Consider the following 22,304-nt stretch of genomic DNA (forward strand, 5'->3'; position numbering starts at 1 on the left):
CCGCTGCGTTCGTGGGGTACGACGCCGAAGGATTGCCGGCGCACATCACCTCGGTGGTAACAGGTCACGCAGTGGCGTCCGATGGTCCCGATGTCGGGGCATGCCCCGACCAGGTGTCGAGCACGGCGGCCAGATCACCTGTCACCGCTGGGACGGGTATCGCGGGCTCGGATCTCGAGAACCGCGGAGCCGGCGCGGGCTGGGTGTGCCCGCCGACGGTGAGGTAGCTGTTCCGCTCGCGCGCGTATTCGTGGGCGGTGGCCTCATCGAAATCGAGAACCGGTGTGACGCACGCGTCGACGCCGGCGAAATGCTCCTGCCATTCGGCGCGCGTCCGGCCCGCGAACCGTTGCGCGAGTACCCCTCGGATGAGTGACCAATTCGCCCGATCCCAGCGATCGGGCAGATCCGTGATGTCCAAGGCGGCGAGCAGGTTCCGCCAGAACACGTCCTCCAACGCTCCGACGGCCATGAATCCGTCCGCACACCGGTATGTCGAGTAGAACGGCGCCGAACCGTCGAGGAGATTTCCCTGCTCTCGCGGCATCCAACGGCCGGCAGCCTTCCACGACCACTGGAGTTGGGCGAGTATGCCGACGCCGTCGGTCATCGCGACGTCGAGCACCTGTCCGCGTCCGGATCGGGTGCGTTCGTGCAGGGCGGCCAGAACACCGACGACCAACAGCATCGATCCGCCGCCGAAGTCGGCCACCAGGGATAGTGGTGGCACCGGCGGTAGACCCACCGGGCCCATGGCGTCGAGCACCCCGGTCAGGGCGAGGAAGTTGATGTCGTGACCGGCGTCGTGGGCGTGTGAACCGGTCTGACCCCATCCCGTCATTCGCGCATAGATGAGCCGGGGAGCGATTTCGGCGAAATCCCCGGGTCCCAGACCGAGTCGTTCCATCACCCCCGGGCGGAAACCTTCGACCAGCACATCCGCTCTCGTGATCAGATCGCGTACCCGACGGATATCGTCGTCGTCCTTCAGATCGGCTTCGACGACACGCCGACCACGCCACAGACCGACGTCGGCATCGGCCTTCCCGTCGGGCGCCGGCACACCACCGGGACGACGTATCTGCACGACATCGGCCCCGAGATCGGCCAGTATCATGCACGAATGCGGTGTCGGCCCGAGTCCGAGCATCTCGACGACACGCACTCCGCGCAATGGTCCGCTCATGCGCCGGTCTCCCGATGATGCAGAATTCCGCCGATCACGAAATCGATGTAGTCCGAGACCAGTTGGTCGACATCGTGATCATCGCGAAGCCACCAGCTGATGCCGTTCATGAGGTCGAGCACCGCAATGGCGGCCTGCATCGGATCCCGCACCACGAACGCGCCCGCCGCGGCACCCGCCGCGATGACATCCCGGACCCGGCGCTGATAGTACTTTCGATAGTCGGCGATCACGGCGAGATGCTCGGGCAGCAGTGCGGACAACTCTCGGAGCGCGACGAGATGCTCCACCCGATGCGCCGCCAGATGCCGGATGTGAACCTCGACGAGTCGGGCGAGCCTTTCGGCCGGCGCACCCTCCGCGTCGAGCAACAGCAGGTGCTGTTGGGGATCCTTCGTCATCCGCAGCGCGATCGCGTAGAGGATTTCCTCTTTCGAGTGGAAGTGGTTGTAGAGGCTTGCTCCCTTGATCCCGACCGCGCGGGCGATATCGCGCATACCGGCGTTGTTGTAGCCGTGCTCGGCGAAGTACACGGCGGCGGCTTCGATGATCTCGTCGCGTTTGATCCGGGCACGCGGGGGGTTGTCGGCAACCGCACTCGTACGCGCCGTGGCGGCGTCTTTCACCTCAGTCCTTTCCGTAGGCCCTGCGCAGCTCACGTTTGAGCAGTTTTCCCTGCGGGTCGGTGGGCAACTCCTTCAGGAGATGCACCGCCTTGGGGACCTTGTACGATGCCAGATCCGCACGGCAGTACTCGCGAAGCGCCTCGGCGGTCACCGTGGTGCCCTCACGAAGCACCACGAACGCGGTGACGGCTTCCGACCAGTAGTCGTCGGGCAGCCCGACCACCGCACAGCGGAGGACATCGGGATGGGCCTGGACGACCCGTTCGACCTCTTGCGAGGACACATTGAACCCGCCGGTCTTGATCATGTCCTTCCGCCGATCCAGGAAGAACAGGTTGCCGTCGTCGTCCACGCGCACGATATCGCCGGTGTGCACCCAGCCGTCCGCCAGCACCTCGGCGGTCCGTTCCGGGTCCTTGTGGTATCCGACCATGACCGAGGGCGTTCGGCAGAGCAACTCACCCTCACCGGCGTCGTTGCCGTCGGCGTCGACCACCCGCACCTCCAGGTGACCCACCGGTTTTCCGATCCAGGCCGGATCTCGATCGGGTATGTCCTCGAGTCGACGGAACCACCCCACCGACCCCAACTGGGTCAGCTCGGATTGCCCCCAGTAGGTCCCCCATATCGATTCCGGGGTCGCCTCGGCCCACGCATCGATGGCGAACGGCGATACCTGGCCGCCGTAGGTGAGGCACCGGCGTACCGTGCCCGCGGTATCGGGGCCGAAATCCGGATGGTTCGCCAATGCGATGAAGAACGTCGGCGTCTGCGCCAATACCGTGATGCGCTCGGCCCGGATGATCCGCAGCGACTCACCGGCCTCCAGGGAGGCGGGCAGGACGAGTGTTGCACCCAGCAGGGTCAACGAGGTGAGCGATCCGATGCCCGCAATCGTGTGGAAAGGCATGACGTAGAGCCAGACGTCATCGGGCAGACACCGCAACCCCCAGGTGTATGCCGGAGCGGTGGAGATCAGGTAGTTGCGATGCGCGATCTCCACGCCCTTGGGGGCCGCCTCGGTCCCGCTGGTGTAGACGATCATCGCCAGATCGTGTTCGTCGACCTCACAGTTCGGCTCCGCGTCGGAGGCCTCGGCGATGAGCGCCGAATAGGACTGCCACCGCGGGTCCGGCGAGTCGTCGACGACGATGACCCCGGCGCCGGCACTTTCGGCGATCGGACCGGCAAGCGACGCGTACTCGGCGGTGGTCACCAGGACCGCGGGTTCGAGATGGTCGATCTGCTGGGCGATCTCCCGTTCCCCGAAGAGGAAATTGATCCCCGAATAGATTGCGCCGATCTTCAACGCCCCATAGTAGGCGACCACGGTCTCGACCCGATTTCGGCTCATCACCGCCACTCGATCGCCACGGGTCACCCCCAGGCGCAGGAGTGCATTCGCGAACCGGTTGGCGAGCCGATTCAGCTCACCGTAGGTGGTCGCGCGGCGCTGCCCCTCGGGGCCGTACGAGACGATCGCAAGCTTGCGCGCATGGGAACGGCCGAGTCGTCGGAGCTGGTCACCGATGGTGGCCCGTCTGAGTACGGCTTCCTGCTCCGGTGTCGGTCCAGAGTGTGTCGTCGTGTTCGTGGTCATCGTGTCTCCGGCGCCGCTCATGCGAACATCGGGGCGTCGAAACGATCCAGGAAGGCGATTTTCTCCACCGGCATTCGGGTGAGTTTGCGGGGGAAACCGTCACGGGGATATCCGACGGCGATATGGGCCGCGGTCAGATATCCGTCGGGAATGCGCAGGAGTGCTTTGACCTCGGGCTCCGCGGCGCACAGCAGAGTGGTGAGGGCCGAGGCCACACCTTGTTCCCGAAGCGCCAGTGTGAGGTTCTGGACGCTGGGATAGATCGATGCGCCGCCGACCACGCTGAGCCGGCCGAGTTCGTGGTCGGTGGGATGGAGGCCCTCGATTTCGGCGCAGGCCACGATGATGACCGGAACCTCGCCGAGGTGGTGGGCGAAGTGGTTCGCGCTTTCGACGGTGGCCGGCACCGCACCGACATTTTTGACGCCGGCGACCACGGCGGCGTAGTAGGCCTCCCAGTAGGGCAGATACAGCTCCGCCAGCCGCTTCTTGGTCGCATCGTCCCGAACCACCACCCAGCGAACCGGTTGGCGATTTCCGCCCTGCGGTCCGAACCGCGCGTCGTCGAACGCCCGGTACAGCACTTCGTCGGAGACGTACTCGTCGGTGAAGTATCGGCAGGTCCCCGTCGACCGCATTGCTTCGCTGAGTTCCATCACAACCTCCTGGTTCACATCAGCTAACAGCAGTTAGCATGACTTCGGTCACACTCCCAGAGGTAATCCCACTTGTCAATAGGTAACCATTCGCCTGTTTTCCGCCCTTGACTTCATTTAACTAACAATGGTTAGTATCGTTCATGACCTCGAATTCGGAGCAGAGCGCAGCGGAGCCCGATATCGCCCGGCTTCGACACGCCGTAGCGGCCGGGAACATCCCCACCCTCCTCGCGGTGCTGGTCGAGATGACCGGGGACGACCGTTGGTTGACCGACCGCTACCGCCCCACCCGCAGCCGCGGCATGGACGACAACAGCACCGGAGGACTTGCCCCGGAAATCCAGGAAGAGATCCGCGAAGCGGTGGTCGAGGCCGTCCTGGCATGGCACGAATCGGGGTGCCCGCCTCGCAGACCGGCCGACGAGCAGTTGGTGACCACATTGATGAACTTCACCGCCGGCGAGACCGTCCCGCACGAATTCGGTCCGATGATGACCGAGATCGTCCGGGGCACCGAACACACCGTCTCGGTCGACTCCGATGTGAGCGCATTGTCCGCCATCGTGATCGGCGCGGGTATCGCCGGCATGTTGATATCGGTGCGGCTGGCGGCGGCCGGCATCCCTCACCTCATCCTGGAGAAGAACACCGAGGTCGGCGGTTCCTGGTGGGAGAACACCTATCCGGGGGCCGGGGTGGACACACCGAGTTTCCTCTATTCGATTTCGTCGTTCGACCACAATTGGTCGACCCACTTCGGCAAACGCGACGAGGTACAGGAGTACCTGTCGAGATACGCCGACGAACACCGCATCCGGGAGCGGATACGTTTCGGTACCGAGGTCGAATCGGCCGCCTACGACCCCCGGGCCCAACAGTGGACCGTTACGGCCATGGATGCCGATGGGGACCGTACCGAGTTTCGCGCCCGACTGCTCATCAGCGCGGTAGGCCTGTTGAACCGCCCCAAGATCCCCCCGCTCGAAGGTCTCGACCGTTTCGAAGGGCCGCTCTTCCACTCGGCCCGATGGCCGGCCGAACTCCGCACCCCGGGCGCCCTCCACGGCAAGCGGGTGGCGATCATCGGCACCGGCGCGAGCGCGATGCAGATCGGACCGGCGATAGTGGACGAGGTCGAGTCGTTGACCGTCTTCCAACGTTCGCCGCAGTGGATCGCCCCCAATGACGACTATTTCACCCCGGTGGGCGAGGATATCCACTGGCTGATGGACCATATACCGGGATACCGACAGTGGTATCGGGCCCGTCTGTCGTGGATTTTCAACGACAAGGTCCACCCCTCGCTCCAAGTAGACCCCGAATGGTCGGTGGAGAACGAATCGATCAATGCCGTCAACCACGGCCATCGCGAGTTCTACCTGCGTTACCTCCGTGAGCAGCTCGGCGACCGGGACGACCTGATCCGGGCGGCGACCCCGGACTATCCCCCGTTCGGCAAACGGATGCTGCTGGACAACGGGTGGTTCGCGATGCTGCGCCGACCGCATGTCGAACTCGTGCCGCAGGCCGTCGACGAGGTCACTTCGAGCGGTGTGATCGACGCGACCGGTACGAAGCGGGACTTCGACATCATCGTCTTCGCGACGGGCTTCCACAGCGACCGTTTCCTCTATCCCATGGATGTGCGCGGTCGTAGCGGACGATCGACCGTCGAGACCTGGGGAGAACACGACGCGTACGCCTATCTGGGTATCACCGTTCCCGACTTTCCCAACCTCTTCATCCTGACCGGACCGAATACGGCCCTCGGTCACGGCGGGAGTTTCATCAGCATCCTCGAGTGCCAGGTTCGCTATATCACCGACCTGATCAGGATCATGGCCGAGGAGAAACTGGGCGCCATCGAGGTCCGCCACGATGTGACCATGGCATACAACCGCGCGGTGGACGAGGCCCACGCGCGCATGGTGTGGACCCATCCGGCGATGAACAACTGGTATCGCAATGCGGACGGCCGCGTGGTCGCGGTCCTACCGTGGCGGATCATCGACTACTGGACCAGAACACGATCGGCCGACCCGGACGATTACATTCGCGAACCGATCACCGAGGTGTCGCTGCCGTGACCCGCCCGGTATCGCGCCGCTGTTGAGCACGCTCGGAGCATCGGAGAACGAACCCACACACCGCGCCACCACCGATGCACACCGGTCGAACTCGATACCCGATCCCGCCCCTCTCGGCGCTCAGGCGGGTCGGACGCCGACCTCGTTCTCCCCTTCTGGGTCGGTGTGTGCCAGCGCGGAGTGGGTGCGGGAGTACGTGAAGTAGACGACCAGGCCGAGCACCAGCCAGACCGCGAAACGCACCCACGTCTGCCACGGCAGCGACCAGATCAGATACACCGAGAAACCGATGCCCACGAGCGGCACCACCGGCATCAACGGCAGTCGGAACTCCCGAGGCACGTGGGGTCGCCGGTAGCGCAGCACGGTCACCGCGACGCTGACCACGATGAAAGCCATCAGAATGCCGATATTGGTCAGCTCCGCCACGGTGTCGATGGGCAGCAATCCCGCCAGGATCGCCGCACCGCAGCCGACGATCCAGGTGACCCGGGTGGGCACCTTGCGGGTCGGATGTGTTTTGGCAAACCACTGCGGCAGCAGCCCGTCGCGACTCATCGCGTACCACACGCGGGTCACGCCCAGCATGAAGGTGAGTACCACGGTGATGATGCCGACGATGGCGCCGATCGCAATGATATTCGCGACCCCCGGCATACCGACCGAATCGAACGCGGTGGAGAAACCGCTGGTCGGGCTGATCTCGGTGTAGTGCTGCATACCGGTGAGCACCAGCGTGACCAGCACATAGAGCACCATGGCGATGCCCAGCGAGTACAGGATCGCCTTGGGGAGATGTTTTTTCGCCTCGATGGATTCCTCGGCGGCGGTGCTCATGGCGTCGTAGCCGAAGACCGCGAAGAACACCGTCGCCGCCCCGGTCCACACCGCGCCGACACCGTAGGGGAAATACGGCGAGTAGTTGGCGCTGTCGATATGGAATGCCCCCAGCGCAATGATCAGCAGGACGATCGAGACCTTGACGACCACGAAGAAGGTCTCGAACCGGCCGACGCTGCGAATACCGCGCGCCAGCACCCACGCCGTGCCCAAACAGAACAGCACGGCGAACACATCCACCCGGTGACCGTCGCCGGTACCGGGCGCGCCGAGCATCCACTGCGGCAGCTCGATCCCGACCTGGTCGAGCAGGAAGTTGAAATAGCCCGACACTCCGATGGCCACCACCGCGGCGACCGCCACGTACTCGAGCAGCAGATCCCAGCCGATGAACCATGCCACCAACTCGCCCAACGCGACATAGCCGTATGTGTAGGCCGAACCGGCCTTGGGCACCATACCGGCGAATTCCGCGTAACACAGCGCGGCGCAGGCGCTGGCCACACCGGCGATGAGGAACGAGATGAGCACCGCCGGTCCGGTGGTCTTGTTCGCCACCGCACCGGCGAGGGCGAAGACACCCGCGCCGATGATGCCGCCGACGCCGATCGCGGTCAATTGCCACAAACCGAGGTGCCGGGACAGGCCCTGTTCGGTGGTGATGTCGTCTTCCACCTCATCCAGGGGTTTGCGGCGCAGCAACTGGTCGCGCAAGGACGTCGACGACATGGGGTGACCTCTCTTCTCCGCGCTCGATGCGCGCGCGGGGACGCAGCGACGGCGGGGCGAATGCGGAATCGGCGAGGTGTCGCATGAAGTAGCCATACCACCGGTCACCGTGGGGCGCAGCCCCTCGACCGGCACGGAACCGGGGCGGAGCCGATGCACGGCGGCCCGGCACGTCCCGGCATACTCGGGAGGTGGCATACGACGGAAGGTGCGACACGACGATGAGCCGGGACACCGGCGTGCTCGACGACCCGGTGTGGGAATCACTGCGCGGCCATCACGCACACCTCGCCCGCCGACTCGGCCGGGCCGTCGCCTATCTACCGGGAGTCGCGACCTTCGCCGCGGTATCACCCGACCCGGGCCCGGAAGAGTGGGGCGATCTGGCGCGGCTGCTCGGTCGGGGTGAACTCGCCGATATGTTCTCCTACCCGGCCGCCCCACCACCCGACTGGGAACCGGTCTTCGCCCTCGAGGGCCACCAGATGATCCGGCCCGACGACCACCTACCCGAGAACCCCACCGGCGGGACCGCCGTCGAAGTGGTCGAACTGGGTGCGGACGACGTGCCCGAGATGCTCGCCCTCATTGCCCGGACCCGACCGGGACCGTTCTGGCCACGCACCCACGAACTCGGCACCTACCTCGGGATCCGGGACAACGGCATCCTGGTGGCAATGGCGGGCGAACGACTCCGACCGCCGGGGTGGACCGAGATCAGCGCCGTGTGCACCGCGCCCGAAGCGCGCGGGAAAGGTTACGCCGGCCGCCTGGTCGAGGCGGTGGCCACGCGGATCACAGCCCGCGGCGAACGTCCCTTCCTGCACGTGGCCGCGGCGAACACCACGGCGATCACCCTCTACGAGCGGCTCGGTTTCCGCGCCCGCAAGCGAGTGACCTTCCGGGGATTCCGAATCCCGTAACGTTTCCTGCCCGGCCCGCGCTCACCTGCCAGGGCACTCTCGATTCCCGGATTCGGGCACCGGGACGCGCCGAGTTCGGTTTCCGGTCGAGGCATGAATCTCGCCGCACCGGGGCTCCGGAACCGTGAGGCGCCGGATACCCCTCGAAAACTGCTACTGCTGCTGCCACCACAACTGGAATTACCGCCCCAACAACTACTGTCGTGGCGATGGTGTTCGCCACCATCGTTGTGCGGTTGATCGAATCCGCTGGGCAGACCGACCCCACCTGCCACCCAGAACCGACCCGCGAGATTTCTGCCGTAATATTCGCTGTCTCTTCCGTTTTCGTCGTATTCGGCGGCGGGAGGCGGCAGATACGGCCCGGGGCGCAAGCTGGTGCGAACTATCGCGGTGATGATCGGCGTCATCATGACGAGCAGCACTGCGAACACGATGCGCAAACCGATGAGTGCGCCCATGTCGGGACAGTAGCGACATATCGGCGCATTCGTATAGTGAATCGTGGTGAACTCCGGATTCCTTCGGTCCCCGAACGGTCCCCGAAGCACGATATCGACCCGAAAACCGTACGCGCCGCCGTCGACGCATTGGAACTTCCCGAGGCCGTCTAAAAAACCTACCCCTTGCGGCCACGGGATCTGATCGATGCCGACCGGGTCGCGGCCATCGAGGCCGAGCCGGCACGCGTGCGGCGGTGACATCCTCCGCGAAGATTCGCCCGCTCGTGCCGATGATTGTCGGGAGGTTTCCCGGTGGGCAATACCGACCGGTCACAGGTGAGATCCCCCATCCTCGAGCGAACCGGCACCGGACGGTCATCTCGCTCCTACGCTCTCGGCTACACCGAGCACGAAAGGAGACCCGGGTGGCCGAACACCGCCATATCGATATCCGGGACGAACACGAGGAAGCCGAACCGGATGAGTTCCGGCACAAGGTGATAGAGATCATCGGCCCGGATGGCCGGACGATGCGGTACCACCTGTTCCGGTCGCCGGACGCGCGCCCGCGGACGTGACACCGATGGGTCGGTTCCGGCCGCCGCCATCGGACGTGCCAGGTCGTACCGTGCCGAACCGGGACCGCCGGACCCGGTTCACCCATGAATCAGCGACCGATACATTCCGGCCGATTCGGCCGGCCGAACGGATAGCGTTTCCTGAATTCCTCGGCGGCCTCGGCCATGGTGACGAACTCGACCCCGTCGAACGAGGCCCAGCGGTCCAGCAGTCGCTCGAGCATGAGAAGCACCTGCGGCCGCCCGGACACATCCGGATGCAGGGTCAGCGGGATGACGGCGTAGTCCTACTCGCGGCGCACCCAATCGAACTGATCGTTCCACATCTGTTCGATATCCCGAGGGTTGACGAAGTCGTGCGAGTTGGGATGCTCCTTGATGAACATCATGGGTGGCAGGTCGTCGAGGTACCAGTTACCACAGAATTCGACCAGATCGATTTCCCGGCCGGCTTCGAGCGGCCGCATCCAGTGCGCGGCCGGTTCGGAGGTGTCGATGGGCGTCCATCTGTCACCGACCCGGGCGTAAAAGGGGACGAAGTCGTTGTAGTTCTGGGAATGGTCGTAGGGGAAGCCGAACTCGGCGAGGATCGAGGCGGTGTGCCCGCTCAGCTCCCACCACGGCGCGACATGGCCGCGGGGCGTCGGCCACAGAGCCGGTCGATGAGTTCCACACTCTTCGACATGACATCGTGTTCCTGCGCGAAGGTGAGGGAACGCGGGTTCTGATGGCTGTAGCCGTGGGCGCCGATCTCGTATCCCGCGTCGACACATATCCGTGCCGATGCGGGAAAGATCTCGATGGAGTGCCCCGGCCAGAACCATGTGCTCGTGATTCCGCGGCGCTCGAGCAATCGGAGCACACGCGGAACACCGAACTCGCCGGCGAAAAACCCCGCGCTGGATGTCGTTGGGTGAATTCCGACCACCGTAGGAGCCGAGCCATCCGACACAGGAATCGACATCGACCCCGATGGTCACCTGGACTTTCTTTCCCGTCATGCGCGACTTCCTTTTCCGAGCGACGGCCGGGACGAACCGATAACACAGGGCCTCGACCGCACCGGAACCCGGATGCAGCCGAGGGCGACGACAACACCTGCCCGGAGCAGGAAATTCGTGAACGACGGGTATAAACTCACGGTGGCTCCCGGGGCCTGTGCGGGAGATCGTCCCGATGCTCTTGTTCCACGAATCTTTCACCGTCGACCGGCGAGGACGGCCCGTAGAAGGGAGCGCGTATGCAGAGCTCGACGCCATTTTATTCGGATGTCCGGTCGCGTTACGACTCGTCCGATTATTTCCTCGCCCTCTTCTCGGAATCGACTCACCCGTACGGCGGCACATACCCCGAATACAACGATATGCCCCTCGGGGATGATCGTCTCGACGTCGCGCAATTCGATCTCATCGGAAAGTAACGGCAGGTACCCGTGCGAAACATATCTGTCGAGAACAACTCCGGTAGCGCCCTCGCGGAAGCACTCGCCGGACGCATGTATCGACTTTCCGGCACCTATGAGGTGGAACGGGAAAAGGTCCGCGAATTCGCCCGGGCGATCCAGCTCACCCACCCGGCGCACTATCGGGAAAGCGCCGCCGCCGAGCTCGGGCACTCCGGGCTGGTCGCACCGTTCACCTTCACCGCCGTGCTCGGCGCTCGCGCGCAGCGGCGCATGCTCGAAACGATCATCGACGATGCACGGTCGGGGCAGATGCTGCACACCGAGCAGCGGATACTGGCGCACCGTCCGGTCCGCGTCGGCGACCGGTTGTCCTGCCTGATCGGTTTGGAGAGCTATCGGAGCAGTCACGGCCAGGACCGGCTGATCTTCGCAAGCGTGATCGTCGACCGGACGAACACGCCCGTGCAGACGGGATGGACCACGGCGGTGACATCGTCCGATGCCTCGCGGATCGATATCATCGGGCCGGCGGCGGAGGCCATAATGGCCCGGGGCGGTGAGTACCCCTCGGCGGACAACGAACTGCTACCGGCCGAGGGCGCCCTGAGCGATTATCGGGCCGCCGTGCCGAACGAATACATACCCCGGTCGACCCGCTCGTTCGACAGCGTGGCCGTGGGCGACCGACTACCGCCTCGGTGCATCCGGTTGGCTCGCGGCGATCTGGTGAACTATGCCGGGGTCTCGGGCGATCCGAACCCGTTGCACTGGAGCGACCATATCGTCGCCTTGGCCGGACTCGACAATGTGGTCGCGCACGGGATGTTGACGATGGGTTCCAGCACCGAGATGTTGACCTGCTGGGCGGGGGATCCCGGTGCCCTGCGGGAATACGATGTGCGGTTCACCAGCCCGGTCTTCGTGCCCTCCACCATGCCGGCGGAGCTCCACATCGCCGGTACGGTCAAATCCCTCGACCCGGAGCAACGCACCGCAACCGTCACCGTCTCCGCCGAATCGGCGGGCAAACGAGTCCTCGGACGGGCGGTCGCGACCATCCGGTTGCGTTGACACCGAGGTAGAAACCCGAACACCGCGCCCCGAATACCCCGTTTCGGCGATGAGCCACGATCCGCTACGAAGCGGGCCCCGAGCACGCCGCACCGGAAGACCTACCCCGGTGGATATTCGATTCCACTGCCGTTCGTGCTTCTGTGCCGCTTCCGGTCCGCGGAGTGAGAGCGAGGATTCGGCGCTTCGAACACCCGGTACTGCCGAAGGCGTGATATCGGATCTCGAGCTGCTTCCCGTGATTCCCGGGCAACCCACCAGGGCGGTCCGACACTCCGGCGCGGACCATACCCATACCCCGAATCGACGTACCGATATCGGGCTCCACCTGTGAAGGACACCGAGTACCCAGCCGGGTATCGGCCGGCGGGGCCGATCGGATACCGTTCGCCTCGCAGTATGCAGTTCTTCGCGATATAAGGATGCGCCCGATGGACGACAGTTCCTTGGTCTGGGACGTCGATGCGCTGGTCACCATCGACCAGCGCGGACTGCCACACGAGGTGCGGAAACTGCGCCTCGGCACGGTGGACGAGATCATCGAGGCCATCGAGACACTGGCCATCCGCGGCGCACCCGCCATCGGAATAGCGGGTGCGTTCGGCGTGGTCATCGCCACCGCTGCGCACACCGTCGACGATGTCGTCGACGAGGCCCGAGTACAGGCCGAAGCCGATCGCATCGCCGCGGCGCGGCCGACCGCGGTGAATCTGGCGTGGGCCGTCGAACGGGTCCGCACCCGGGTGGCCGCGGGCGCGGACGCGGTACTCGCCGAAACCCTGGACATGTTGTCCGAGGACGGCCGGGTCAATCGGGCCGCCGCCATGCACGCGGCCGACCTGGTGCAACGGCTGTGCGCGGATCGACCACTGCGGGTGTTGACCCACTGCAATACCGGCCGCCTGGCGACCAGCGCGTTCGGGACCGCGATGGGTGCGTTACGAGTGCTGCACGAGCGCGGCGCCATCGAGAATGTGCTGGTGGACGAGACCCGCCCGCTGTTGCAGGGCGCCCGGCTGACGGCTTGGGAGCTGGCCGAGGCCGGTATCCCGCACCGATTGATCATCGATTCGGCCGCCGCATGGGCGATGGCCACCGGCCGGGTCGACTGTGTGGTGGTCGGCGCGGACCGGATCACCGCCAATGGCGATGTGGCCAACAAGATCGGCACCTACGCCGTCGCGCTCGCCGCCCACCGCCACGGCATTCCGTTCGTCGTGGTGGCGCCGGAATCGACTCGGGATCCGAATACGGCCACCGGCCGCGATATCGTCGTGGAGGAGCGCGCCGCGAGCGAGGTGACCGGTTTCGGCGGCGTCGCGACGGCTCCCCCGGACACCGAGGTGTTCAACCCGGCCTTCGATGTGACGCCGAGCGAGCTGATCACCGCGGTGGTCACCGAGAACGGCGTGGTGTACGGCGCAGGGAGTGAATCCGTTTCGACACCCCGCGGCGAACTCGCCGCCCTCGCCGCACAGCTCTACCACCGGGGCTGGATGCCGGGCACGGCGGGCAACCTGTCGGTGCGTGACGGCGCGACCGCGGTGATCACCGGCAGCGGACTGTCGAAGGGCGAGCTGACGGCCGAGGACATGGTGGTCGTCTCCCTTACCGACTCCACCCCACTGCCCGGCCAACGGCGCAAACCTTCCGCCGAGACCACCATTCACACCGCGGTGTACCGCACCACCGCCGCCGCGGCCGTCGTGCACGTGCACTCGCCCTTCGCCACCGTGCTGGCGACCGGATCGGGCGCGGCCGAACGGAAAACCACCCTGCGTATCACCGATTTCGAACTCATCAAGGGGCTCGGCTCCACAGACCCGACGGCAATCGATATACCGGTGTTCCCCAATTGGCGTGATGTTCCGCGTATCGGCGCGGACATCGAGCGCTATCTGCGGGCGAATCCCACCGCACCACCCGTGTTGTGTATTGCCGGACACGGCATCACCACATGGGGGGAGAATCTTTCCCGGGCACGCGATCGCGCCGAATGCCTGGAGGCCCTGTGCGAGCTGGTGGTTCGCAGCGGCCGCAGGCAGGCCTTCGTCGACCCCACCGAGTGACTCGAGATTGGAACGACATGACCCTGCTTCAGGTGATGGCCGCCGACAATGCCGCCGATGTGCGGGTTCGGACGACCGATGACTCCGTGATCACCGCCGAACTCGCCGCGCACGGCATAACCTTCGACCGCTGGCCCGCCCTCGACGATGCCACCGTGACGTCCTCGGACGATCTGCTGGCCCACTACGCCGACCGGATCGCCGAGCTGAACTCCTCCGGCCGTTACAAGCACATCGATATCGCGCGCCTCCACCCGGACGACGCGAACCCTGAGTGGCCCGCGATCGCCGAACAGGCCCGCCAGAAGTTCCTGAGCGAGCACCGGCACGCCGAGGACGAAGTGCGCTACTTCGCCGCGGGTCGCGGCTGCTTCTACCTGCATCTGAACGACGAGGTGCTCGCGGTGGTGTGCGAGGCCGGCGATCTGCTCTCGGTCCCTGCGGGCACCCTGCACTGGTTCGATATGGGAACCCGGCCCGATTTCATCGCCATCCGCTTCTTCGAGGAGGAGGACGGCTGGATCGGCGACTTCACCGGCGACCGGATCAGTGAGGGTTTCCCGACCCTCGACGAGCTGCTCACCGCATCGTGACCCGGGCGATAGTCCTCGATATCGAGGGCACCACCAGCCCGACCGCTTCCGTGCGCGAGGATCTTTACGGCTATACCCGCGACCGGCTGCCACGGTGGCTGGCCGAGCACAGCACCGAGGCGGCGGCGCCGATCCTCACGGAGGTCCGGAAACTGGCCGGTCGCCCGGATGCCGACACCGCCGAGGTGGCCGAGATCCTGCGCGGGTGGCTGGACACGGATGTGAAGGCCGAACCGCTGAAGACCGCGCAGGGATTGATCTGCCACGAGGGCTTCCGCAACGGCGCCCTGCACGGCGAGTTCTTCCCCGATGTCGCACCTGCGCTGACCGAATGGCGGGCCGCGGGGCTGACACTGTACGTGTACTCGTCGGGTTCGGTGCGCAATCAGCGCGATTGGTTCCACTTCGCGCGTGGCGGGGAACTCGGCTCGTTGATCAGTGGATACTTCGACCTGACCACCGCGGGACCGAAGCGGGAAATCACATCCTACGAGACGATCGCCGACCGGGTCGATGTGCCCGCGGCCGAGATTCTGTTCCTCTCCGACCACCCGGAGGAACTCGACGCAGCCCTCGCGGCGGGATGGTCGGTTATCGGGGTGCATCGCCCGGGCGAACCCAATTCGCCGCGCCCGCCGCACCGATGGGTCGATTCCTTCGCCGAGATCGACCCGACCTGACCTCGGGTCCGGGTCCCGCCGCCGGGCGCCCGGTCCGGGCACGCATACCGGTCGCCCCACCGCCCGGGCGGTGGGGCGACCGGCGCGAAGGACCGGCCCGGAGGTTCACCCGGGTCTTCTGCGCGGACCTCGATGGCCCCGCCATGGCATCGAACAGTTCGTGAACAGGCCGGATGACGATGTGACCGAGGCGCGGACCGATGAGCAGAACCGTGGTACCGGCAAGAGCGGTGCGGTGACATCGGCGGATAGGCTACGATGACGGCAAGGGATCACGCATTTGCCCCGAGGGCAGGCCTTGAAAAATTAGGGCCGCGTGACCATGATGCCGTAGAGCATCTCGATCCGATTCGAGTGCGTTATGAATCCCCATACCGGGTTCTCGTCTGTTCCATCTATTTCTGCTCCATCCACCACCTCGTCGCCGGCCAGGTCGCCCGAGGACCAACTGACCTTCCGAATCCGCCGCCGCGGCGACATCATCGTGATGTCGGCACGTGGCGAAGCGGATGCATTCACGCTGTCGCTGTGGCGACAGAAGGTGCGCGAGGCCGCCGATGCGGCGGCAGCCGCGTGCGGTGCACTGATCATCGATGCCACCCGGCTCGATTTCCTCTCGCTGCGCACCCTGGCCGCATTGGCCGAGGACGCGGATACCTACCTGCGCGACGGTATCGAGATATGCCTGGTCACCATGGACCTCCGCATCGCCCGTCTCGCCTGCTGCGATACCCGAACCGCCCGCCTGCCCATTCGCTCGACGGTGGTCGCCGCGCTGACCACGCTGCAACTGCACAAGCGGATCATCCCCGTGACCGGCCCGGCCACTCTCGTACCGGGCATTGTGGACCGCCCCGAGGGAGTCGAGAATCCGGTGCGCCGGACCCGCCCCTTGTCCGGCACGGTGAAATCGACCTTGACATGTGCCTGATTTCCCCGACACCGCGTCCCGACTTCATCGTCGGACCGGTGGCGGGCACGCACCCGGTCCACCCGGCACCGGGCCGCACCCGGATACTGATGGCATGTCGCGTCCCGACGTTGACACCCCACCACTGCCCGTAGAGTTGCGCCCGTACCTGGGGGAGCTCGTTCGACGAACCCGCAGTGTGTGCGGGACCGACCTCATCACCGTCTGCGTGGTGGGTTCCATAGCGCTGGGGGATTACCGACACGATCGCAGCGATGTGGACGTCGTGGTGGTCGTCGCCCCTTCGCTTCCCGACCATGCCCTGCGTGACCTCGCGACAGCACTGGGCCATCCCGCCCTGCCTTGTCCCGCGACCGGACTGGAGCTGGTGGTCTACGGAGCGGATTTCACCGCCCGGCCCTCCGCCGAGGCCGGTTTCCTGCTCAATCTCAATACCGGCTCGCTCCTGCCGAATCGCGCCGACTTCGATACCACGCGAGCACCGGCCTTTTGGTTCGTCATCGATAGATCCATTGCGTTGCAAAGTGGTCGTCTCCTCTACGGAAAGCCGATCGATCAGGTCATGACGGCCCCCTCACGCCGCGATCTGGTCTCGGCGGTTCTCGATTCGGTCCACGAACACTCCGACGCGGATGGTCACCTCGCCGATAATCGGGTACTCAACGGCTGCCGTGCCGTGGTTTTCTGCCGAACAGGGCGCTGGATGGCCAAACGGCACGCCGCCCGGATGATCGCCGACTCCGAAAGCGCCTTCCGCCCGCTGGTCACCACCGCGCTACAGAGCTTCCGACATCCTCGTTCGATCCCGTCGCCCGTGCTGCCCATGGCCGAGGTGCGCGCGTTCCTGGGTTGGGCCCGGGAACGGGTCGCGGAAACCATCGAGGCAATCGACGTCGGGGGCGCTCCCCCGCACCCATCGCCATCGGCCGCACCGACGACATAGCCCCACCTTCTCCCATACCGCCCTCCCGCTGCGTGGGCGACTCGTTCGCACAACGCGCTGAACGTGGTGGCACAACTGTCGAGGGTCTCGGTGGACGCTTCGTCGGTGACCGCCGGCGGCGGTATCGGTCTCGGCGGTCGAAAAGTTGGCCCGCCGGTCACCCACGATGTTTCGCTACCGGAATCGACCGAGATCCGGCCGACCGGCTCCCCACCGTAGCCCACCGGATGCGTCCCTGTTCCGATGTCGCCGACATGATTCTGGTGTCGAAACCGGATCTCGGTTGTTTTCCCCACGGACACAAGTGGATTGCCGAACCCACCTCTCCCCAGAGCCGGATCGTATCGAAGATCACAAACAATGCGTTACCGAACAACCCTAATGATCAATTACCGGCAATTCCACATCCAGCCCCGCCATTGCCGACTTTTCGCTATTTGGGTTATTCGTTCGTGATCGGATGGCAATATCGACAGATATTCACTATTTGTGATCCAAATCACTGTTTATTGCGAAACACCTGGTCAGTTGGTTGATATTCGAGACGAAAATCGCCATCCAAGATCGGTAATTCTTTTCTTTAACCATTGGTTCATCCTGCGTTAAACAAGCGTGATCAGGCTGAGATCGGTCGCCAGAGACCTGGGAAACCAGTAACACTCCCGTGACCGGATTTCCTCCGGACACGACAGCGGTACGCGAGAAGCGCCGATCCGGCCCATTCCCGCATCGCATCGCCAGGGATTCGATCGCCTGGCTTCACAACGAAATCCGAAAACAGCACACGAACCGATTCGGGCGAACTCCAACCGAACGCCCGCTGTCGATCCGCGCTGCCTCCTCGGGCCGGATCGCCGCACGACAGACGCACGACAGACGCACGACAAAGGAACTGATCTCGCAAATGCCTGCCTCACACATTTCTTTCCGTCGCCGCTCGTTCCGTAATGGCGCAGCCCTCGCGGCCGCTTTCGGCGCTCTCGCCCTGGGCCCCTCCGCCGCAGCCGCGGTGGCGGACGACGGCGCCCCGGCACTGTCGTCCCAAAGCGTGCAGCCCATATCGTCCTCCGCACACGGAAACAACCTCGACGGATGGATCAACCAGGCCCTCGCCATCATGCGTGCGAACGGCATTCCGGGCAGCTACGACGGCATCTACCGCAATGTGATGCGTGAATCCGGTGGCGACCCCCATGCCATCAACCTGTCGGACTCCAATGCCGCCGCGGGCACCCCCTCCAAGGGGCTACTCCAGGTGATCGACCCGACCTTCAACGCGTACCACGTCGGCGGCACCGCCTTCGATATCTGGGATCCGGTCGCCAATATCACCGCGGCGTGCAACTACGCGGCGAACCGCTACGGTTCCATAGACAACGTTTACGGGGCCTACTGAGCGCACCGACCCCTCGAACCGGCTCTCCGACGGATTCCGTCGGAGAGCCGGTTCGGTCACCCGGTTTTCACCACGGCGGGATCGGGCCCCTGTTCCCGCCCGAGAGCCGCGGGCCGCGGTCACCCATGAAGGGTCGAACGAACACATCCCATGCGGTGAGCGCACACCCCGCACACGGGCATTGCGCACTCGCATACTGGACGATATGTCATGGACCGGGTGGCTTTGGTCGTGAAATCTGGCAGCGTTTTGTCGTGAATCTCGGCATCGTTGGGTGGGTTCCGGTCGGGATCGTGTGCATGAAAATGAACACCACCCGACCCTCTCGTCCGGTGCAAGGGCGGACTGTCACCGAACCCGCTGTTCACCGGCCGGTGCTCGGTTCATGGTTAGGGTGGGGCCATGTTGCTTTGGATCAACGGCCCTTTCGGGGGTGGTAAGACCCAGACTGCGTTCGAGCTGCATCGGAGGCTGCCCGGCAGTGTCGTGTGCGATCCGGAAATGGTCGGCTATGGGCTGCACCGGATGATGCCGCGGAGGCTTCGTGCCGACTTCCAGGACTATCCGAGCTGGCGGCAGGGCGTGTTCGAGGTGCTGGATCATGTGCTTCGCGAGCACGACGGTGTGGTGATCGCACCGATGACAGTTGCCGAACCTCGATACTTCGCCGAGACAGTCGGGCGGTTGCGGGAGACGGGACACGACGTGCGGCATTTTGCGTTGCTGGCCCGTCGAGAAACAGTTCTGGATCGCCTTCGCGATCGCGGACTCGGTCTCGCCCCCGTCCTGCGCGCAGTCGGTCAGGGTGATCTGTTGCTGCGTGCAGAACAGTTCGCTGTGGACAGACTCGACTTCTGCCTCGAGCAGCTGAGCAAGCCTGAGTTCGCCGACCAGATCTGGACCGACACGACGCCGGTGGCGTCGGTAGCCGACCGCATTGCCGAGTCGGTCGGTGTGAGGCTGGCGCCTGCCACCGATGGTCGGCTGCGTGGCAGGATTCGCCGTATGGCCGTCACCGTTCGTAACGCCCGTTTCTGAGTCGAGGTAATCGGGCGGGATCGTCTGCGCGAGAACGGAAAGCACCCGACCGGCGTGTCGGTCGGGTGCCATCGTTTCAGTTCTGTTTGGCGCGAGTGCTGGCGAGTCGGTAGGAGTCGGTGCCGGTTTCGATGATGTGGCCGCCGAAGGTGAGTCGGTCGACGATCGCAGCGCAGAGGCGGGGGTCGGTGAAGGTTTTGGTCCAGCCCGAGTAGCTGTCGTTGGAGGCGATCGCGACGGAGTTCTTTTCCTCGCGTTCGGTGAGGACCTGGAACAGTAGTTCAGCGCCGCGGCGGTCGAGTTCCATGTAGCCGAGCTCGTCGATGCAGAGCAGATCAACCCGTCCGTAGCGGGCGATCGTCTTCGACAACTGTTTCTCGTCGGCGGCTTCGACGAGTTCGTTGACCAGCTTGGTGGCCAGGGTGTATTTGACCCGGAAGCCCTTCATCGCGGCTTCGGTGCCCAACGCGATGAGCAGGTGGCTCTTGCCGGTGCCGGAGTCGCCGATCAGGCAGAGCGGCAACCCTTTGCGGATCCAGTCGCAGGTGGCGAGGGTGTTGATCGCGGCGGCATCGATGTTGGGGTTGGCTTCGAAATCGAAGGCCCGCAACGACTTGTCCCGAGGGAACCCGGCCCCGCGGATGCGGCGCTCGCTGCGGCGCCGGTCTCGGTCGTCGCATTCGGCGAGCAGCAACTCGGCAAGATAGGCCCGGTAGGACATCTGCTCACGGGTCGCGGTCTCGGTGATCTCGCTGAACTGGCCCCGGACTGTCGGTAGCCGTAGCACTCGGCAGGCTTGATCGATGGCCGCCTCGGCCGCCTGCTCGGTCAATCCATGACGTCGTCCGATCGCGGTGGTGGCGGTCATCGAGTGCCTTTCTGAGCTCGTGGGAGACGGAGAAGCTGGTCGTAGTGATCGACAGTGGGCAGCGGCCGGTCATCGGGTGGCAGGTGCGCGAGCCGCCGAGCGGTCAACGAGGTGATCACCTCGGTCGACGGCGCGTCGAGGTCGACCGCTGCGGGTGCGGTCGGCGCTGTTTCCTGGATCTTGCGGGCCTCGAGGGCGACCGCGTCGGCGGTCAGCGCCCCGGACCGCAGGGCCGCTGCGAGCGCGTCGACGAGCAGGTCATGGGAAAGATTGCGCTGCAGCAACAGCACTTCGATCAACGCGCGGGTGCCGTGCTGATCGCCATGAGCTTTGCGCGCGGCGGCCCACCAGGCTTCGTGGATCGGGGTGAACTTGCCTGCCGCTCGGGCCTGTTCGAGTGCCGTCGCGCCGGGCAAGGCGCCGGGTTTGCGCAGCAATCCTTCGAGGTAGTGGTCGAGTTCCAGGCGCGCCCCGCCTTTGGCGCAGAGCCGTTCGTGGCGGGCGATCTCGGCGTGGCCGTCGTAAACGACCAGCTCTGAGGCATGCAGCAGAACCCGGACAGTTCGGCCGATGAACCGGACTGGGACCGAATACTTGTTGGTGCGCACCGAGATCTGGGCATAGCGGTCGACGCGCATGCTGAACCAGCGGCCGGTCTCGAATTCCTCGGTCGGTAACGGAAGGAGCAAGGGCTTCTCGGCGGCGAACATCTCACCGATCGTGCGGGGTCTCGACCCGATCCGCCGCCCGTCATCAGCGCTGTCCCAGGCGTCGATCATCGCGTTGAGCTCGGCGATCGAGTCCACTTCCGGGACCGGGACCAAGTGGTTTCGCCGGAACCAGCCGACTTGGCCCTCGACGCCGCCCTTCTCGTGAGCGCCGTCGATGCCGGGCTTGCAATAGAACGGCTCCAGGCCCAGATGGGACCGGAACACCGTCCAGCGTTCGGCCTCCACACGGGCCCGGGTGAACCCCAGCACCTGCGCGACTGCCGAACGCAGGTTGTCGTAGCGGACCTTCCCGAACGGGACGCCGCTGAGCACCCGCATGGCATGCAGGTGACCCTCGAAGAACGCTTCTTGACCAGCCGACAGGGATGCCCGGTGGACGGCCTTGCCGGAGAACGACATCCGGAAACAGAACAGGTAGCAGGTGACCAGTTCACCGCGGAGCCAGACCGAGATGTCACCGAAGTCGACCTCGGCTTCCTCGCCGGGCCGATGAGTCTGAGGGATGAACACGTTGACCGGCCCGCGGCCATGTTCGGCCAGGATCTGCGGTTTGCGTTCGCGGACGTAGCGGCCCAGTACCGAATACGACACCTCGGTCATGCCGCACTCGTCGATGAGTCGCTGATAGATCCGTGTCATGGTGTGGCGTTGCTTGCGTGGCGCGGAAAGGTCCGCGACCAGGACCTCGTCGATGAACTCGGTGAACGGCTCGATCTTGGACCCTCGCGGGGTGTAGTCCTTGCGCTCGGCCGGCCAAGCAGTACCCATGGCCAGCTTCACCGTCCGGAATCCGACCCCGTGCTTGCGTTGGATCTGTCTGTTCGACAACCCGTCCCGTGCGTCACGCCGGATCGCTGCGAACAGCTCCGCCCGCGACATCGCCATCAACAACCCCTCGTCCGAGCGGT

18 protein-coding genes and 1 pseudogene are annotated in these 22,304 nt (G+C 65.1%); 11 read left to right on the plus strand and 8 right to left on the minus strand.

Features of this window, described 5'->3' with window-relative positions; all coding sequences use genetic code 11:
- Nucleotides 1–64 precede the first annotated feature (64 nt).
- Genes ON32_RS05415 through ON32_RS05430 form a run of 4 tightly spaced genes read right to left on the minus strand, consistent with a single transcriptional unit; the run spans nt 65 to nt 4,068 of the window.
- Nucleotides 65–1,186: a CaiB/BaiF CoA transferase family protein gene (locus ON32_RS05415; RefSeq protein WP_040789161.1), complete on the minus strand. Its 1,122-nt coding sequence runs from the start codon at nt 1,184–1,186 to the stop codon at nt 65–67.
- Nucleotides 1,183–1,812 (minus strand): TetR/AcrR family transcriptional regulator, encoded by a 630-nt coding sequence (locus tag ON32_RS05420; protein WP_040789163.1) that lies wholly within the window; start codon nt 1,810–1,812, stop codon nt 1,183–1,185. The genes ON32_RS05415 and ON32_RS05420 overlap by 4 nt, the downstream gene beginning before the upstream one ends.
- Nucleotide 1,813: 1 nt before the next feature.
- The gene (locus ON32_RS05425; protein WP_040789235.1) at nt 1,814–3,412 is read right to left on the minus strand and encodes a class I adenylate-forming enzyme family protein; all 1,599 of its coding nucleotides are present in this window, start codon (nt 3,410–3,412) and stop codon (nt 1,814–1,816) included.
- 17 nt (nt 3,413–3,429) lie between these two features.
- Nucleotides 3,430–4,068 carry a nitroreductase family protein gene (locus ON32_RS05430; RefSeq protein ID WP_040789237.1) on the minus strand — a complete coding sequence of 213 codons (639 nt, stop codon included), beginning with the start codon at nt 4,066–4,068 and terminating at the stop codon, nt 3,430–3,432.
- Nucleotides 4,069–4,211: 143 nt separating this feature from the next.
- Here ON32_RS05430 and ON32_RS05435 point away from each other — a divergent pair, with 143 nt between their 5' ends.
- Nucleotides 4,212–6,158, plus strand: a complete 1,947-nt coding sequence (locus ON32_RS05435) for a flavin-containing monooxygenase (RefSeq protein WP_040789165.1) — start codon at nt 4,212–4,214, stop codon at nt 6,156–6,158.
- Between the two features lie 120 nt (nt 6,159–6,278).
- Here ON32_RS05435 and ON32_RS05440 read toward each other — a convergent pair whose 3' ends face one another.
- Nucleotides 6,279–7,727: an amino acid permease gene (locus ON32_RS05440; protein ID WP_040789167.1), complete on the minus strand. Its 1,449-nt coding sequence runs from the start codon at nt 7,725–7,727 to the stop codon at nt 6,279–6,281.
- 221 nt (nt 7,728–7,948) lie between these two features.
- Here ON32_RS05440 and ON32_RS05445 point away from each other — a divergent pair, with 221 nt between their 5' ends.
- Nucleotides 7,949–8,650 (plus strand): GNAT family N-acetyltransferase, encoded by a 702-nt coding sequence (locus ON32_RS05445; RefSeq protein ID WP_040789169.1) that lies wholly within the window; start codon nt 7,949–7,951, stop codon nt 8,648–8,650.
- A gap of 868 nt (nt 8,651–9,518) precedes the next feature.
- A complete protein-coding gene (locus ON32_RS28710) occupies nt 9,519–9,671 on the plus strand; it encodes a hypothetical protein (protein WP_157224085.1) in 153 nt (50 codons plus the stop codon).
- Between the two features lie 89 nt (nt 9,672–9,760).
- Here the strand turns inward: ON32_RS28710 and ON32_RS05455 are convergent.
- Nucleotides 9,761–10,672 (minus strand): annotated as a pseudogene (locus ON32_RS05455) (polysaccharide deacetylase family protein).
- Nucleotides 10,673–11,103: 431 nt separating this feature from the next.
- On the opposite strand from ON32_RS05455, the gene ON32_RS05465 reads away from it, so the two are divergent.
- The 8 genes from ON32_RS05465 (at nt 11,104) to ON32_RS05500 (ending at nt 19,797) form a co-directional block, all read left to right on the plus strand.
- On the plus strand, nt 11,104–12,147 hold the full coding sequence (locus ON32_RS05465) for a fused (3R)-hydroxyacyl-ACP dehydratase subunits HadA/HadB (protein ID WP_051132890.1): 1,044 nt from the start codon (nt 11,104–11,106) through the stop codon (nt 12,145–12,147).
- Between the two features lie 431 nt (nt 12,148–12,578).
- Nucleotides 12,579–14,216, plus strand: a complete 1,638-nt coding sequence (gene mtnA / locus ON32_RS05470; protein WP_083874085.1) for an S-methyl-5-thioribose-1-phosphate isomerase — start codon at nt 12,579–12,581, stop codon at nt 14,214–14,216.
- 17 nt (nt 14,217–14,233) lie between these two features.
- Nucleotides 14,234–14,809 (plus strand): 1,2-dihydroxy-3-keto-5-methylthiopentene dioxygenase, encoded by a 576-nt coding sequence (locus tag ON32_RS05475; RefSeq protein WP_040789176.1) that lies wholly within the window; start codon nt 14,234–14,236, stop codon nt 14,807–14,809.
- On the plus strand, nt 14,806–15,489 hold the full coding sequence (gene mtnC / locus ON32_RS05480) for an acireductone synthase (protein WP_040789179.1): 684 nt from the start codon (nt 14,806–14,808) through the stop codon (nt 15,487–15,489). The genes ON32_RS05475 and mtnC overlap by 4 nt, the downstream gene beginning before the upstream one ends.
- Before the next feature lie 361 nt (nt 15,490–15,850).
- Nucleotides 15,851–16,420: an STAS domain-containing protein gene (locus ON32_RS05485; RefSeq protein WP_373284274.1), complete on the plus strand. Its 570-nt coding sequence runs from the start codon at nt 15,851–15,853 to the stop codon at nt 16,418–16,420.
- Between the two features lie 94 nt (nt 16,421–16,514).
- On the plus strand, nt 16,515–17,363 hold the full coding sequence (locus ON32_RS05490; RefSeq protein WP_051132892.1) for a nucleotidyltransferase domain-containing protein: 849 nt from the start codon (nt 16,515–16,517) through the stop codon (nt 17,361–17,363).
- 904 nt (nt 17,364–18,267) lie between these two features.
- Nucleotides 18,268–18,759 (plus strand): transglycosylase SLT domain-containing protein, encoded by a 492-nt coding sequence (locus tag ON32_RS05495; protein WP_040789245.1) that lies wholly within the window; start codon nt 18,268–18,270, stop codon nt 18,757–18,759.
- 402 nt (nt 18,760–19,161) lie between these two features.
- The gene (locus ON32_RS05500) at nt 19,162–19,797 is read left to right on the plus strand and encodes an AAA family ATPase (protein WP_040789181.1); all 636 of its coding nucleotides are present in this window, start codon (nt 19,162–19,164) and stop codon (nt 19,795–19,797) included.
- A 76-nt stretch (nt 19,798–19,873) separates the two neighbouring features.
- On the opposite strand, the gene istB is transcribed toward ON32_RS05500, so the two are convergent.
- Both istB and istA read right to left on the minus strand, forming a co-directional pair.
- A complete protein-coding gene (istB, locus tag ON32_RS05505) occupies nt 19,874–20,665 on the minus strand; it encodes an IS21-like element helper ATPase IstB (protein WP_040789182.1) in 792 nt (263 codons plus the stop codon).
- Entirely contained in the window at nt 20,662–22,275 is a 1,614-nt protein-coding gene (istA, locus tag ON32_RS05510; protein ID WP_040789247.1) for an IS21 family transposase, read from the minus strand. The genes istB and istA overlap by 4 nt, the downstream gene beginning before the upstream one ends.
- Between the last annotated feature and the right edge of the window lie 29 nt (nt 22,276–22,304).

This window comes from Nocardia paucivorans NBRC 100373 (assembly GCF_000308675.1).
GTDB classification, from domain to species: domain Bacteria; phylum Actinomycetota; class Actinomycetes; order Mycobacteriales; family Mycobacteriaceae; genus Nocardia; species Nocardia paucivorans.